Annotated in this window: 7 protein-coding genes and 1 riboswitch; of the genes, 2 read left to right on the top strand and 5 right to left on the bottom strand. The window is 44.5% G+C overall.

The window, feature by feature from the left end:
• Nucleotides 1-50 precede the first annotated feature (50 nt).
• Nucleotides 51-704 (bottom strand): response regulator transcription factor, encoded by a 654-nt coding sequence (locus NSS67_RS03600; RefSeq protein WP_339318345.1) that lies wholly within the window; start codon nucleotides 702-704, stop codon nucleotides 51-53.
• Nucleotides 701-5782 carry an AAA family ATPase gene (locus NSS67_RS03595; protein WP_339318344.1) on the bottom strand — a complete coding sequence of 1694 codons (5082 nt, stop codon included), beginning with the start codon at nucleotides 5780-5782 and terminating at the stop codon, nucleotides 701-703. Before NSS67_RS03595 ends, NSS67_RS03600 begins: the two co-directional genes overlap by 4 nt.
• 253 nt (nucleotides 5783-6035) lie before the next feature.
• Between NSS67_RS03595 and NSS67_RS03590 the strand changes: the two genes are divergently transcribed.
• Together NSS67_RS03590 and NSS67_RS03585 are read left to right on the top strand one after the other, a co-directional pair.
• Entirely contained in the window at nucleotides 6036-7868 is a 1833-nt protein-coding gene (locus NSS67_RS03590) for a patatin-like phospholipase family protein (RefSeq protein WP_339318343.1), read from the top strand.
• A gap of 112 nt (nucleotides 7869-7980) precedes the next feature.
• On the top strand, nucleotides 7981-8937 hold the full coding sequence (locus NSS67_RS03585; protein WP_339318250.1) for an IS30 family transposase: 957 nt from the start codon (nucleotides 7981-7983) through the stop codon (nucleotides 8935-8937).
• An 84-nt stretch (nucleotides 8938-9021) separates the two neighbouring features.
• Here NSS67_RS03585 and NSS67_RS03580 read toward each other — a convergent pair whose 3' ends face one another.
• The 3 genes from NSS67_RS03580 to NSS67_RS03570 all read right to left on the bottom strand — a co-directional run bounded on the left by NSS67_RS03580 (nucleotide 9022) and on the right by NSS67_RS03570 (nucleotide 16287).
• Nucleotides 9022-9657 carry a response regulator transcription factor gene (locus NSS67_RS03580; RefSeq protein WP_339318342.1) on the bottom strand — a complete coding sequence of 212 codons (636 nt, stop codon included), beginning with the start codon at nucleotides 9655-9657 and terminating at the stop codon, nucleotides 9022-9024.
• A 51-nt stretch (nucleotides 9658-9708) separates the two neighbouring features.
• A complete protein-coding gene (locus tag NSS67_RS03575) occupies nucleotides 9709-10257 on the bottom strand; it encodes a LemA family protein (protein WP_339318341.1) in 549 nt (182 codons plus the stop codon).
• A 216-nt stretch (nucleotides 10258-10473) separates the two neighbouring features.
• Nucleotides 10474-16287, bottom strand: a complete 5814-nt coding sequence (locus NSS67_RS03570) for an NPCBM/NEW2 domain-containing protein (protein ID WP_339318340.1) — start codon at nucleotides 16285-16287, stop codon at nucleotides 10474-10476.
• 158 nt (nucleotides 16288-16445) lie between these two features.
• A riboswitch (cyclic di-GMP riboswitch) is annotated at nucleotides 16446-16532 on the bottom strand.
• Between the last annotated feature and the right edge of the window lie 150 nt (nucleotides 16533-16682).

Below are 16682 nucleotides of genomic sequence, written 5' to 3'. Positions count from 1 at the left end.
AGGATTCCACTACATATGGGAATTGTCCTGAAACTGTAAAAATTGTAATGTTACCTCATGCTTTGAAGTCGAACGATAGCCTGAGCCCGGTCAACCACCTCTAGTTTGCTATAAAGATTACTAATATAATTACGCGCCGTCCCCTCCGCGATATGTAGTGTATCGGCGATTTCGCGGTTGTTCAGTCCCCGGATAATGAGCTGCGCCAGCTCCTCCTCCCGTTCTGTCAGACTCATACGATCCACATTGGATCTTTGCCAATGTCCGTGCTCCTCCGTCAATCTATTCATCCTTGTCGCCAATTTGGCAGCTACCGGGGCTGGCAGGATAAATTGCCCTGATATCGTATCACGGATCGAGGTAATCATTTTATCTGCATCCATATCTTTCAGCATATAGCCGCTTGCTCCGAATGCCATACCCTCAACAATATAATCGGTCTCTATAAAAGTGGTCAAAATCAGAATGAATATGTCCGGACGAATCTGCTTTATTCGTTTTAGTGCACTAATCCCATTCATAACCGGCATTTGAACATCGAGCAGTACCAGATCAGGCTGGAATGCTTCCACCATCTCGCAGGCTTCTTCCCCGTTCTTGGCAGCACCCACCACCTCCATATCATCCTCCAGATCCAGAATGGTACGAAGTCCTTCACGCGTCAACAATTGATCGTCGGCAATTACAATCTTTATCTTACTCATTTTCTATTCCCAACCCTTCGCATTGGCAGATCGATTTCCAGTAGACAGCCCTCATTCATTTCTGAATCGATGGATAAGCTACCTCCCAGTTGCTCAACCCGCTCTTTCATTGTCCTAAGTCCAAAGCCCATCTCTATGTGACTATCTCCTGACCCACGATCTTTGAGCCTAAACTGCAAATTCGCTCCGACAGACTCCAGACTAAAATGGAATTCCGTACTCTTACCATGTCTGATTCCATTCGTTAAGCCCTCCTGTAAAGCATGATAGATGGCCTTTTTATAGGCTGTTGACATGGCCTCCGGCAGATCATAAATAATGGCATGAACGACAACGCCTGCATTACGCTCTGTATCACGAATCATTTGCTTCAACATGACCGTGAGGTCCGAATACTTGTCCTCCTTCAGCATATGGACAGAGCCGCGGATTTCATTCAAGCTATGCCGAACAAGGTCCTGTGCTTCAACCAGTCGTTGAACACCACTATCAATATCTTTCTTCTGGAGCAGGCGCTTCCCTGCCTCAATTTGAAGAATCGTCGATGTGAGTGTATGCCCAACAATGTCATGAATCTCCTGAGCGATGCGATTTCGTTCCTCATAGACCGTAGCTTCAGCCAAAGCCGCGGACGTCTCACGCATCGAACGTTCTAGGCTACGGGTTCTTTCTGTGACTTGATCCTCTAGATTTTTCTTAAGATATTGAATGCCTGAATACAGCTTGGCATTGGCGATAGAGATGGCGCATTGAGAGCCAAGCAGCTTGAGCACATCAAGCCTACTCGGTGTAAATACACCTGGTGATAGGTTATTCTCCAAATAGAGCAAGCAAACTAATTTATTCTGATTCATGATAGGCAGACAAAGAACCGATTTCAATCTATTCTTCCTAACGTAAGCGTTACGCGTAAATATTCCCTCACTGAAGGCATCATGTAATACAACCTGCTCCTGTGTTCTTGCCGCGTAGGCTATAATCGCTGCCGGAACCAACCCCGATTCATCCATAAGTTGAACAGATTCGATATGTTGTGCTTCCGATGTCCCATAAGCTTCGACCATCCACCTGCCATCATGATCAAAAATAACCGCTCCATACTCGGCCCCAGCATTGTGGAGCATGATCCGCATTAGCGTAGCTAGTAATCGACTCATCTCCATCTCACCCGATAAAGCTTGCGCAGATTTCAACACAGAAAGGGAATCGACACGATCCAAACCGGGTTCCCGTTTAAGGTGCAGAAGATGGCTATGCTTTTGCTCCAGGTCTGCCGCTTTCGCCTTCGCTCCCCATTGCAGATAGGCTTCATAGGCTTCAGTCATATAGATCCTCGCTAAATGCATCTTGCCTTGACGAAGACCATATTTACCATAGCACTCCGCGGCCATTGCCATATCGTGAATATGGCCGTTGCTACGAGCAACTTCAATGGATTGTTCATATAGCTCTTCAGCTTGCCGAACCTCTGCCGATAAGCGTGCCAGCTCAGCCTTCATTAATAAATATTTATGTTGATAATTTTCTGGGCAACGACTAGCAAGCTTCTTCATCATCTTCAGCCGCTTGAGCATTCTCCCCCGATATACACGCTGCTCTTCAGCAGTATATTCTTCATACAGCTGAGCCCAGACCAATGTCTCATACATGATCTGCATGGCATGATCTTCCCCATCATCACGTGAATCAATAATCGCGGCTGACTTGATTAATGCCTCACTGGCTTCTCGGTACTCCCCAAACACATAGCCCGTCAAGTAACGATAGATCCAAACCATTTCTTGTATAAAATCAAATGTGTCTCCATGAACCGACTGTGCAAACTCAGGCTCGTTAATCTCAGCGATGTTAAATGGATCATCTACAGAGCGGTAACCTGTTAATCGAACTAGAAGGGCCACGGCTACAATAGCCTGCTTACAATGAAGACTATTGTTATGGCGTAGCAAATCGCCAGAATGAGTAATTAACCGATCATAGATATCGCCGAGCGGGTGACCAAATTGCAAAAGTGTGGCGCAATTGATCAGTATACTCTGGTTACCCTGCCATAAATCACCGGATTCCAGTCCAACCTTACCTGCATGCTCGGTAAACGTATAGAGCATATCTGGATCATAACGCCGCCAGCTGTCAAAGCACAATGCGAATACGGCCAAGGTTCTCACATGCAGCTTCGGATAGGGTTTGGATAAGCTGCACGCCAACATGGACCATTTGAACGTCTCTTCATCATTACGAAAGTAATAGTATTGAAACATTGCGTAGCCTATGAACCCAATGGAAGCCTCCGGAGTCATCCCATAATCGAGCGTTAGTTCAATCATGGTGAAGGAAGAAGCGAGCCATCCATTTCGATTAACATAGAAGCAGGCATTGCTCGTATGAACTAAGGTGGACATTGCGACTCTACGTGCTTCATCAGTCATCGGAGGTAAAAGATTAAGCGATTCGAGGGAGACCTTCGGTAGTCTGCGACGCAATCTTAACCATTGAAGCGTCAATTGAGCATAGCTAGGATCAAATTGATGGCTCACTTTCAGTAACGATAATGTATGCCGGCCTAAGGAGATAACCTCTTCATGGTTATCATTACTAGCCTCCAACTGAACCTTCATCGCGTAGACGTAAGCCTTATCCATATTTGTCGCAGCTTTGTCAATTAACAGATGGAATAATTCATTAGCCTTGTCAAAATGTGAGCATAGGTATTCAAGCTCAGCTCTCTCACGAAATACGCGGAAGGTTAGCCCATAGTGCTCCTCCCAGCTCTGCTCCTCTAATAGCGCTGTCGCCTGAAGGATATATTGCAAGGACGTCTCATGCGCGGTTGATTGCTTTGCGCTTATCCCTGCCCGTAAGTTCAGCTCCACTAGTTGAAGCCTCTGCTCCGGACGATCTATCCACGCAAGCGCCTGATTCAAATGATGGACCGCTTCAAATAGAGTGGTTGCTTCACTAAGAGGGTCGCGACCCAGCAATAATAAGCCAATCCTCCAATGCAGCTCGGGGCACTCCTCTTCGGGAACAAGAGCATAGGCCGCCCGCTGAATGCGGTCGTGCTGGAATTTATAATACGCATATCCCTCCCCGTTAACGGGCTGCAGCAAGCGCTCATGTACAGCAACTACCAACGCTTCGGTCAAAATCTCTATCGGGATCTCCGTAATTTCAGCCAGAGTACCCAAATCAAATAGACTGCCTAGTAAAGCGGCTCTACTAAGTGCATATACCGTCTGATCGGGAAATTGTTGTAACTTACTTGAAAGGTATGCTGCTGCATTATCGGGAACATTCAATTCAGTAATGCGCTGGAGGTCCCATTTCCAGCTTCGAATATTCTCATCGAACCCCACTCGCTGATCATCAATCAAATCTTGCAGGAATTGCTTAATGAATAACGGATTTCCATCGGTCTTATGTAGAAGTACCCGCGCTAGCTCCTCCAAGTCAGCAGCCTCGTAACGCATGACATCAAGTAGCAGTTGTTTTAAATCAGTGAGTTCAAGCGCTTGTAGAGAAATTCTACTCATTCCTACGTTGCGGTCTATCAAATTCTTTTCCAGCCTACTGAGTGGGTGCAGCCTCGTAATTTCCCGATCACGATAGGAAAGAACGATTAGCAGATGACTTGTGGCCGTGTCCTCTATAAGCGAAGTGAGATATTGCAGCGATGTTTCATCTGCCCATTGCAGATTGTCCAATATCAAGATCAAAGGATGATCCTCATGAGGGAAGAGTTGAATAAATCGGCTCATGATTAATTGAAATCGATGCTGAGCTTCCAGCGGCGGCAACGGAGGTACGGAGGGTTGTGGGCCAATCAAGAGCTCAAGTTTAGGGACGAGTTCAATCAGCAGCTGCCCGTAACTGTCTACAGCTTGTAAAATACGCAGCTTCCAAACCTCCACCTGCAGCTTCGTCTCCATCAGCAGTTGACTGACCAATTCCTCTATAACTTGATGCCAGATGACATAAGGGCGTGAGGTATGTCGAGATTCGAATTTGCCTCTGGCGAAAAAACCATCCAAAGAAATCGTGTTTCTAAGCGTTTCTTTTATAAAGGTTGTTTTGCCGATACCACTCTCGCCACTAAGCCAGACCGTCTGTACAGCACCTTGTGATGCTCGTTTCAGCGCTTCCCGTAAGCTAAGTTGCTCAAAATGTCTTCCGTAGAATCGCTCAGATACCCTCCAGCGTTCCGGAATATCCCAGCTTCCTAACGGGAAGGGCTCGATGTACCCGAATTGTTGTAGGTGGGATAGACATTCCTCTAGATCCAACTTGATTCCAAACGCGCTGGCATATCTCGCATCAGGCATTTTCTCCATGCATTTGCCAACAATGTCAGAGACAGATAGTGGGATAGTGGGAAACCTGCGATGTAGAGGCTCAGGTGTATCTGCAAGATGACGATATACAATATCAACAACATCCTGAAGCTCAAAGGGGCGACTGCCTGAGAGACATTCATACATGATGACTCCAAGCGAATAAAAGTCCGAACGATAATCCGGGTTCACCCCGGTTCGACCCGTTTGTTCTGGCGATATATAAGGAAGAAAAGCATCTGGTCGGCCGCTCAATGGCGACAATGGACTTGTAGTACTTTCAGTAGAGCACATTCGTATATCAATAAATTTCACTTCAAGGGTAATTGGATTGACGATTAGATGAGCGGGGGTTAGTTCATTTAGCGTTATTTTTTCACGATGAATTTGCATAAGGCAATCAGCAACAGCTACGGCAATGCGAAGCAGCACTGGAAGCCCCAGTGAATGATCAGGTGTATGCAGTATTTGATCCAGCGTACTTCCCTCTATATCTTTTAAAAGAAGGACTGGGCGTTCCGCCATGATTTCCAGACTATACGCCTCGATTGCTCCACGACCGCAAAGGCGCTGAAGCATATCATACTCATGACGAAAAGCATCGACCATGGCAGATCCGGGATATTCGCCTGTTGTTGTCTTGGCGATAACCCTTATGCCATCCTCTTGGCGCAGGAGTCTGTACAGTCTGATATCTGCGGTATTATCTATCAGATCTAAGGTTTGGTATCCTGGCATCTCAAACATCAACAGCACTCCCTAGTTACAATTAGGTAGACAGAATACGCAATATCGCAAGTAATTACTATCATTATACCATCTGATCTCGCCGTGCTACGCTATGTTGTAATGAACTTAATCATCGGATTTGTCATCTGTTTTGTCATCTATTTTGTCATATGACATCCATTAAGTTTCATTGTGATAATATAGGGGAAAATACTCAATCATGCCCACATAAGGAGGATTCAAATTGCATCTTTCCTACATAAACTACCCTATGCTTGAGCACCTGTCCGATGAAGAAATACAGCAGTTAGCCCCAGAAATACAAGAAGAGCATTATGTACCCGGCAAGCTCATCATGCAACAGGGCGAGGTCAGCCAGCGGATTTATATTTTGGTATCCGGTCAGGTACAAGTATTTATTAGTACGGAAATAAAGGTAGAACTAGCTGTACTCTCGAAGGGCCAGTTCTTCGGGGAAATGTCCTGTCTTACCAGAGACCCTATCAGTGCGCATGTAGAAGCGATCGATAACGTTCATGTGATATCTGTATCCCGGAATGGCATGCTGCTGTTGATGGATAAAAATCGCGAGTTCCGCAGCCTGATCATCGAATCCATGATCAAGAGAATCCAAAATTCCAACGAACGTGTACTAGAAGAACATTCGAAAAGTCAGATCATCATGAAACTTCATGAATCCGAGGAACAAGAACGTTATGGTGAGCTTATCGGAGAAAGCGCCGAAATGCGAACACTTCTCGGATCGATTGAACACCTGTCAACGAAGCGGGCCCACGTTGTCGTGATAGGCGAACCCGGTACAGGGAAGGTAAACGTAGCAAGGGCACTTCATTACCGAGCAACGAACGGACAATATCCGCTACTGGTGTTAAATGTAGCAGACATGAGCCTCGTTGATTGGGAGACCAAGGTCATTGCGGCAAAAGGAGGGACCATTGTCATCGAGGAAGCCGAATCCTGTCCTTCTGAGAAGTTGCTGCAGATGCTAGGGGCAGCTACACAGCTACGAATCATTCTGACTAGCACTTGTTCCCTGAAGACCGTTTCCCATTTAGCCGTCTTGTCTGTCCCTCCTCTTCGTGAGCGAACTGAAGATATACCGCTGCTTGCGCAATACTTTTTAGAGAAAGAAGGAGCAGGAAATGCGCAAGAAATCCTCTCTCAAGAAGCCCTGAGTATGCTGTCCCTGTTCCCTTACCTCGACAATAATGTAGAGGAATTAAGAAATATCGTAAGGGAAGCCTATATTCGGAGCGAAGGACGTATGATTTACAGTCACCACCTCCGCTTCGGTCGAGTCCGTAAAGCAGGAGATCGCCCCGTTATTGGCCTGGCGTTAGGAAGCGGTGCTGCAAGAGGCATGGCTCATCTTGGTGTGTTAAACATTCTGGAGCGGGAGGGCATTCCCATAGATATGATCGCAGGAACAAGCGTCGGAGCTATGGTAGGAGGTGCCTATGCAGCCGGAATGTCTGTAAAAGAATGTATGAAGGTTCTTTCTACGATCAGTTGGGGACAACTGGTGCGCCCAACCTTCCCTATGCGCTCCCTTGTTCATAACGCGCCCATCATCAGCTTTATCGAAAAGCATGTCGGTAAGCGTCTAATTGAGGATCTGCCGATACCCTTCGGCGCAATAGCCTCAGACGTCTCCACCGGTGAGGCTCATATTATGAGGACGGGTTCACTTGCACATGCCATTGCCGCAAGTACAGCCGTTCCCGTAGCCATGCGACCTGTCAATTATCAAGGAAAGCACTTAGCCGATGGAGCCATTGTTCATCCTGTGCCAGCTGCGCTAGTACGAAGCATGGGAGCCGATATTGTGATAGCAGTTAACGTTTGCCCTGAATCTTTCACAAAGGGAGCAGCCAGACATCTGATAGATTCCTTAATGAATACGATAGACATCATGAGCGCAAAGCTAATAAAGGAAGAGCTGCAGTTAGCGGATGTAATCTTGCGTCCCGATCTTGGCTTTAATCAAATCAGCTTTAAGGATGCGGACGACTACATAGCCGCTGGGGAAGTGGTAACAAGAGAAGCGATTGCCCAAATCCGCCAGAAGATAGCAACTTCTTAGATACATTGCATACGACGGATTGTAATATGAAGTGCGACAGATAAAAAACACCCATGGAAGATTCGTGTAAAATGGAGTCACCACAACAACCATTACACAGGAGAATCAAACCATGGGCTACACACATCTTAACATAACTGAACGCAGTCAGCTAGAAATCTTACTTCGCTTGGGATGGTCCAATCGACAGATTGGCAAGGAACTAGGCAGACATCACTCCACCATTGCTAGAGAGCGAAACAGAGAGAGTTGCAGGGAGACGTACGCCGCAGAGATTGCACAGGCTAGTTACACGGAGCGGCGAGTATCGTGTAAACCAAAGGGTCGGTTTACCCTTGAGTTAGCCAGCGAACTGGAAGCAAACCTACAGCAGACTTGGTCACCTGAGCAAATTGCCGAGCATAGGAGACTTCACGGTAAATCGTTCGTTTGTTTCAAGACCATCTACCGTTGGCTCTATACTGGACGCCTTGCTACAGGTGAAGTAAAGGTACTAAGACATAAGGGTAAACGGCGTAAGCCCATGGAGACACGTGGACGCTTTCTCATCGGGAAACCCATTAGCCAGCGCCCTAAAGAGGTGCGTAAACGAGAGGCTTTCGGACATTGGGAATTGGATACGGTTGTATCCAGCCGAGGAAAAAGCCGAGCCTGTGCCGCCACATTCATCGAGCGCAAGACACGGATGTATCTAGCCCTAAAAATGCCAGACCGTACGGCTCACTCGATGGAGATCGCTTTCGGTGTCATTGCTAGCCAGTACCCTCACAAAACTTTTCTAACGGCTACGACAGATCGCGGGAAAGAATTCGCCTGCTATAGCGCCCTAGAAACCTTTCACGGACTGGATATCTACTTTGCCGATCCCTATTCGTCCTGGCAACGAGGATCTAACGAAAACGGGAATGGGCTACTTCGAGAGTTCTTTCCAAAAGGTCATGACTTTGGGCAGGTTACTGATGAGGAACTCGCTCATACCATCCATCTCATTAACAACCGCCCTCGAAAATGTCTAGGATGGAAATCTGCTCACGAATCTTTTATGGAACAGGTGTCGCACTTAGCTTGACAAACCGTCAATTCAGGAGGTGTCCCAAAAGCTATGAACTGGCTGCTGGGACACCTCCTCGTATGTAATGCTAAGGCAATATTTTTACTCATAAGACATTTCATATTTCGTTAGCCCTATCGCGTTTGCGTACAGTGCCGCCTGTGTCCGATCATTCACCTGCAGCTTCGCTAAAATCTGGCTGACATGCTTCTTCACCGTAAATTCACTGATAAAGAGACGTGTAGCGATTCTTCTGTTGCAAGCACCTTGTCCAAGCTCAATCAGTACTTCCTTCTCTTTCGGTGTCAATTCATCCGTCGGACTGCTGCCGCTAATACGCATCTTTTCTTCCATTAGACCAGGATCATAATACTTTCTCCCTTTGTGCACCAACTGGATAGCAAAAAGTAATTCCTCCGGCAGCGCTTCTTTCAGGACATATCCATCTACCAGTACTTCTTCAGCCCTTAAGAAATCCTCTCTACTCGCAGAGGAAGTCAACAGAATGAACTTACTAACAATGCCGCGAGCACGCGCTCTCTTAATGACATCCAGCCCCGATTCATCAGCAAGCTTAAGATCAATGAGAACAATATCAGGCTTTGTCGCTTCAATCACGTCAAATGCTTCTTGACCATTCGTAGCTTCACCAGCAAATTGCACATTCGGTTGCATTGAAATGACAGATGCCAGCCCTCTTCTAACTAAAGGATGATCGTCTACAATAACGATTTTCATGAAAACACCTCCCTCTAACCCTTGCTTTTTAATTCTCTGTATCAAATCCAGTTAGGATACCGTCCAATTCACCTCTGCCCGTTTGGCGCCCTCCATTTTAAGCAAGATTTCCGACTTAAATCCAGCTATCCTTGCAAATAAACGATAAGGATAAATACTAATCATCGTATTGTAGCTTGTCACATTTGTATTATAGATTCGTCTACTGGCGGATAACTTTTCCTCCAAAATATTAATGCTACGTTGCAATTTGAGATACTCATCGCCAGCTTTCAGCTCCGGATAATTGTCCACCTGAACATTTATCATATGAAGATACTTCTCCATTTTCACATATCTACTTAGCTTCTCAGCAGGTAGCTGATGATCTTTTAAACCAGTACGCATCCTATTCACTAGCGCTAGGGTCTCACGTTCATTTGTAGCATAACAGATGACCATTTCCGCAACTTCCGTTAGCGCCTCAAACCGCTCTTGTAGATAGGCTTCAATTGTAGCAAAAGGCTCCTTCACACGATTACGCATCATGACCAATCGATTGTAAGCAACCAGTAAATAGGTTACTGCTATAATAACGATGACCAAGCCGATTCCTAACATCTGTATCACCTCTAGTGTATTTGATTGAATGGATTGAAATGGTTCTGATTAATTATAATTAAAAGACTTGTCAGGTTATAGTGAGCGTTGTCATCACTTCTGTCATATTACAAAATGGATAATTTTATAATATAAGTATGTAAAAGGAACAAAAAAACAGGCGAATCACGGTTTATATAAACCACAATTCGTCTGTTCTTTTTTTGCCTATGGGATTTAATTGTTATCAATAAAAGAAATCAATTGCACGAGATTACCTGCGACTTGGTAAGTTATCCCCAGCATGTAAGTTCCCTTCTCCTCGTTCGATAGGTCTATAGTGAACACATCAGGATTAGCTGCCCATTCATTCATATCAAACATGATTTCTTTAGATGTTCCAGTGTTTCTGACCCCTGCTGAAATAGGGATCACTTTACTGCCATCGAGCCCTTTCACCGGATTGGTCAATTCAACCACAGGTCCCTTTAATTCTCCAACCTCTACCACTTGAGGGTCAGCCAATAAGCTCGTTAGTTTAGTTAACCCTTGTAGTGGGGAGAAATCTGTAATTTCATTTCCAGTAATATCAAGTGTCTCTAGGTTCTTGGCGTACTGTAGACCTTCCAAGGATCTAGCTCTTCCGGTCTCACTCGTTAACGTTGTAAGGTTATACATATCACCTAATGTTAATTCTCCAGTTACGCCTAAAGTGGTCTTGATCGAAGCACTTAAATATGGGTCCGCAATAGTAATGATTTGCGTGAGGTCTATTTCGGTCAGACCCTCTATTGCTTGTTGTAATGCTGCTACAGCTGCATCAACTTCACTTTGTGTGACAGAAGGATTAGCCAAAGCTGCTTCTGCACCCGAAAGGCTGGCCGTAAATGCTGCTATACTCTCAGCCGTGAAGCCTTCTAGAGAAATTGCTTTCGCCGCTGCAATCGCTTGTTCCAGATCTCCAGTGAATAGGTGATCTCCATTCGCAAAATGTAGTCTGGTTCCTCCCCATGTAGCATGGTCAGATCCGTTACCATTTCCGCCGTCTGTAACGACTAATTTCAGCTCTTTTGCTCCGTTAATATCCAATTCAATGAATTTCTGCGGATCTCTGGAGCCCATAACGCCACTATCGAATTTCTTCTCTCCATCGACGAATACTTCAAAGCTCACCGAACCGACCGTACCATACATTTGTCGATCTACACCTAAATAGGAAGTGAAGTAGTCCGCGTTCTTGTCGCTTAGATCGTACACAATCGTGGAGTTAGAGTGTGCTCCAATCCCTCTTTCGTATACCACTACTTGGTTGCTCTCATCTGTTAATCTCAGCGTATTGGCACTAATAGATTTATCCTTCAAAGGTGCGGTATAGCTGTTCTGAGTAGAATTCCAATCATAATCCGTCAGGTACGTAAAGTCCGTCATGTCTACTACGGCTATAGTTCTAGTCTTCGTGGTCGTATTTCCATCACTATCGGTTACAGTGTACGTGATCGGATACTTTCCGGCTCTATTAAATTTAACTTGATCTTCACCCGTAACCTTAACTTTAGCCGTCAAGTCACCGTCCTCTGAATCTATTGCTGAATAGCTTTCGTTTATGGCTATCGCTTGGCCCACTTTGGTAGATACAGATTTAGGTATCGTAAGCTCTGGTGTACTGTTCAGGATCATAAACTTCGCATCAGCGAAATCGCCATGATCTGAAGCATTTCCGTTGCCTGCATTGTCTAATACCAATTTCAGTTCACTTACACCCTTCACAGAAATTCGAGCTAGTTTGGCTTCCGTACCAAATTTCATCAGTCCGCTATTATACACTTCTACCCCATCAGCGAAGATTTTGAAGATCACACTGGAGTTGTTTTGCTCTGGGATATTTCGGTCAACCCCTACATATGTTTCAAAATATTCGAAATTAGCACCCGCCAGATTATACACGATCTCGGAGTTGGCATGCGTTCCTAAGCCCTTAGCGAACTCTTTTGTTACACCATTTACGAGTAGTTTAATCGAATTGTTAGTACTTGCTTTATCCTTTCGAACTACATTATAATCCGTTCTTGCCGATTGCCAAGCTGTATCACTCAGGTATTTACTAGCGCTGTATACAACGATTGTTCTAGTCTTTACAGCTGTATTTCCATCCCGATCAGTAACTGATAGTTCGACGTTATAAGTACCTGTTTTGCTTGAAGTGAACCCATTCGAGTTTACCTCAACGGCTCCAATCAAGTTACCATCTTCCGTATCAGTAGCTGTAACATCGGTCAAAACATCAAATTCACTATTCAGCTTAACGAAGATTGTCTCTTCCGGCACTGTAATGGTCGGTTTGCTTGAAGTATTCGTAAACTTCGCATCCGCCCATACCGTATGGTCTGAACCATTACCATCTGTAGCATCTGTTGTAACCAGCTTCACTTCGCGTGCGCCAGTCACAGGGATTTTTACAAATTCGTGCTCTGTCCCTGCCCGGAAAACCTCGCTCGCGAAATTCTTCTCTCCATCTACATACACTTCAAAGGTTGCAGAGGATGACTTTCCTTTCATCGCTTGATCGATTCCGATATAGCTTTCAAAGAAGTCATAGCCTTTACCCTCAGTATCATAAACAACTTCAGAGTTCGCATGTACGCCGATCCCTTTGGCATAAGTTGCAGCTAATCCTTGTCGAACAAGGGTGATAATTCCACCAGAAACGGCTTTGTCTTTCTTTAATTCACCCCAACCTACAACAACTGACTTGGCATTGAGATCCGAAAGATAGGCATAGTCACTCGTTACCGTAACCTGTGTAGTTTTGGTTTCTGTAACCCCTTCGTTCTTCACTTCATATACCACTTCGTAATCGCCTTTTTGCGTTACATCGACGGTATTTGATTTCAGGGTGACATCAGCAGTAATATCGTTCCCTTGATAGTTAGTCGCTTTTACATTCTTCATCGGATCAAAGGTTTGATTAAGCTTTAACGTAATTTGATCTTCAACTGACAGCGCTGGCTTGAAGGCTTTAACCTGTACCGGCTTCAGTGGGTTCAGCTTCTTATCATAACCAACGATCTTGTACGTATAATTGATGCTGCTATCTACATTCGTGTCCACGAACTGGTCAGTCCCTGTAAACCCTACTAGCTTATCGTCTCTATACACTTCATATCCTAAGAAATCTTTCTTAATATCCTTATCCATACTGAAGCTTAATGTGTTCGATTTAGCAGTAGGGTTAGGCGTGATATTAACCTTTATCGCAACATTCTTATCTGTTATTCCTGTTCCCTCATAATGAACGACCGAGTTATTTAAATACCATAGTTTTTGAGGTGCTGGATATTTAGCTAGCTTCTCTTTCGTTTCAGGATTCACAGTGAAGCCATGTCTGGCAAAATAGCTGCTTAAGTCTAACCCCAGCACTTCAGAGGAGAACTCCACCAAATACTGCTGCTTGGAGTTGTCGCCGTTCGGAAGGGATACCTTCCGCTCGCGGTACAGCTTGGTCAGTTCTGTCCAGTAACCCGGGTGCGCCAATTCCAACTGCCAGTAGGCACCAAGCTGTGCAAATAAGCCCTGCTGATTCATAACCACTTTATTTTCTTCGATCACATATTTATAAATATCACTTTCAAAAGGAATACGAGTATCCATCGAGTCCGCATAGACTGACATCAACATAGACACCATATTATTGGTTACTTCGCCATATTCTCGTTCACCCATAGCCAAGCGATGCCCAATTTCATGATTCAATCCCCAGCCTAGATAAGTCGTATTAAAATCTCCTAACATAGTCCCCACTGTTCCAAGTTGTATCCCTGTATGATCGCCCGCAGCATACATTGCACCATAAGGCTGCATCAATCGAATATTTTCACGGATTAGCTTGGCATCATGGATCTCGCTACTGCCATCTAAGCCATAGAAGTCAAAGATCGTCTTCATCCAAGTATCGTAGCCGGTTACGGTATTCAGTGGATTATTACCTTGCGTAATAAACTTGTTGTACGCTTCTGTAGCTGTTCCTGTAAAAATAACATGATCGCTGACCATTTCAACCACATCGATGAGCTCACGATCTTGAACATTCGGATGAGCAGCTTTATCTTCGTCTAATCTTTGTTTGTATGTGGTAAGGAAAGCTTTAAATTGCTCTGGATCTGTAGCCTTCGTCATAAATGGAATCTTCTCTAAACCTTCGAACCGGATCAGAGGCGCCTTCCCTTGTTCATCAGCCGTATATGGATTTACGATATACACCGTACCGCCCTTAGTCACATCATGTGCATAATAACTATTCGTCGCAAATTCAGGAACGTTTAAAGTGTTCTTACCCGGACGCAATTGCACGCTTCTAGCCCAAACATTCCAAGCTGCCTCTTGTTGAGAAAAGACTAAAGAAGGTAGTTTATCGCTAGAAGCTGCATCCACATAAACATTGATCGTATCACCAGGCATTGCCACAAGCCCCGTAGGTTGGTTGTTCGTACCGAAACCAATTCTCAGGTTTTGCGTCGCATGCTTTTTCATATCACCACGCTGCTCGGCCTCAATGAGGGTGCCTTCGATTTGAACTTCACCATTCACTAGCTTTCTAGCTAAATCCAAAGCATCTTTAAGGATTGGATAGAGCGGATGTACTTTTGCCGCTTCTTCTAATTCGTTGATTGCTTCGACGCTATTATAAGCAGGAACAACCGCACTCATCGTGCCATCTGTGAAAATACCATTTACAGCTTCGCTTACTTTATCCTCTGTATAAAATCTAAATTCAGCCGCAAAAGGTCTGTTGATATTGGCTTTCGTGAACTTGAATTTCAATCTTTTAAACTTCGTAGGTTCGAATTTAAACTCCAGAAAGTCGTTCGTGCTAGTGGCGGTTCCGCTAGATACGAGCTGGAAGGTTTCTCCCTTACTCGTCTCGGATGCATAAATTTCAAAAGCCTCTGGGAAGCCTTTGCGATTATCTCTAGCCAGGAAAGCCACTCTATCCAATACTTCCGCTTGTGCTAACTCAAACACAACTTCATTGGTGAAGCTTACATCATTGTTTTTGTTCGTTTCCCAGTGCGTATTTGGTTGATCATCAAGCATGTATTCAGGTTTCGTGCCCGAGTAGCTTCCACCGTTCACAGTTACTTTAGATACGTTTGAGTTTAGCATTCTATAAGCTTGGCTATAGGCAGATTCATATTCTGTACCATACCCTTTTAGCTTCGAGACCTTGGCTGGTGTTGCCTCTATTTGATGGTTCTCCAGTAGTACTTTGGCGTTCTCTATATCTGCTTTAAACTGCGCGTACAGTGGATGTGACTGCACTTCTTGTTCTAATGCTGTTAATTTCTCTGCCGTATTAAATGCTGCGCTAACTTGACTCAAGGTATCATCTGTAAATAAATTTTTCATCTTAGCGGATACGGCATCTTCTTTATAAAAAGAAAATTCAGCCGCACTCGCCCAATCTTGGTTAGCTTTTTTGAAGACAAATTTAAGTCTCTTGAAGGCTGTGGGTGCAAACTGAATCTCTACTACGTCACCTGCTCCGTCTTTATATTCTCCAGAGGATACTAGCGTATAATCGCCTGCATCCGTAGTTGAGCCATAAATATCAAATTCCTGAGCAAACCCCTTCCCCTTTGCACTGGATTGTCTTGCAGCGTATACGATTCTATTTAATTCAGTGGACTCATTGAAAACAAAGACAACCTCATTCGTGAACGTTGAACTATTCGGTTTGCCCGTTTCCCAATGCGTACTCATATCGCCATCAATAGCCTTAGCTATAGGTGAGCCTGAGTAGTTGCCACCGTTATTTGTGATGGATTTAATATTCGCAGGATTCATTCTAAAAACATCATTATAAGCGCTTAGGATAGCCTTGCCGTACAGATCAAACGGAATAACTGACGCATTGCTTAATAGCTCAGCTTTGCTTTGTACTACGGTGTTCACTACACTTACCTTGCTTACATCACTTGCTAAAGCATAACCTGCCTCACTCGAAAAACTGGCTAACATGGCTGCCGATGTAGCGATCGCAATCATTTTTTTCATCTTTTCTACCCCCCAGATGTAATATGAATCTCTTCTATGCCTAAAAATGGGCACAAAAAAAAACTACCCCAAAAGAGTAGCTTGATTGCATATAAAGTTGCATAAAAATTAAGACTTAATTTTTATTAAACCTTAAGAACAAAAAGCGTAATACACTCTTTGGCAGCTGGCTGACAATAGTTGTGATAACCTTAGTCCCTATAGTTTTGCGTCCCTACATTTCCATAGGTTTGCCTATGAAGTTTCGAATACATTACAAAGAGTAACATAACGCTACATCTGATCGCATGATTAAATGGTATGAAATACGAATAGGTAATTGCAATTAGTTTTTCTATTCTGATAGATAATGTTTATCGACTATCCCAGAAAAGAGAGGTACTTTAGGACTGGAG

Source organism: Paenibacillus sp. FSL R10-2734 (genome assembly GCF_037963865.1).
Lineage (GTDB): Bacteria > Bacillota > Bacilli > Paenibacillales > Paenibacillaceae > Paenibacillus_AQ.
This window is presented reverse-complemented; position numbering and strand designations above follow the sequence as displayed.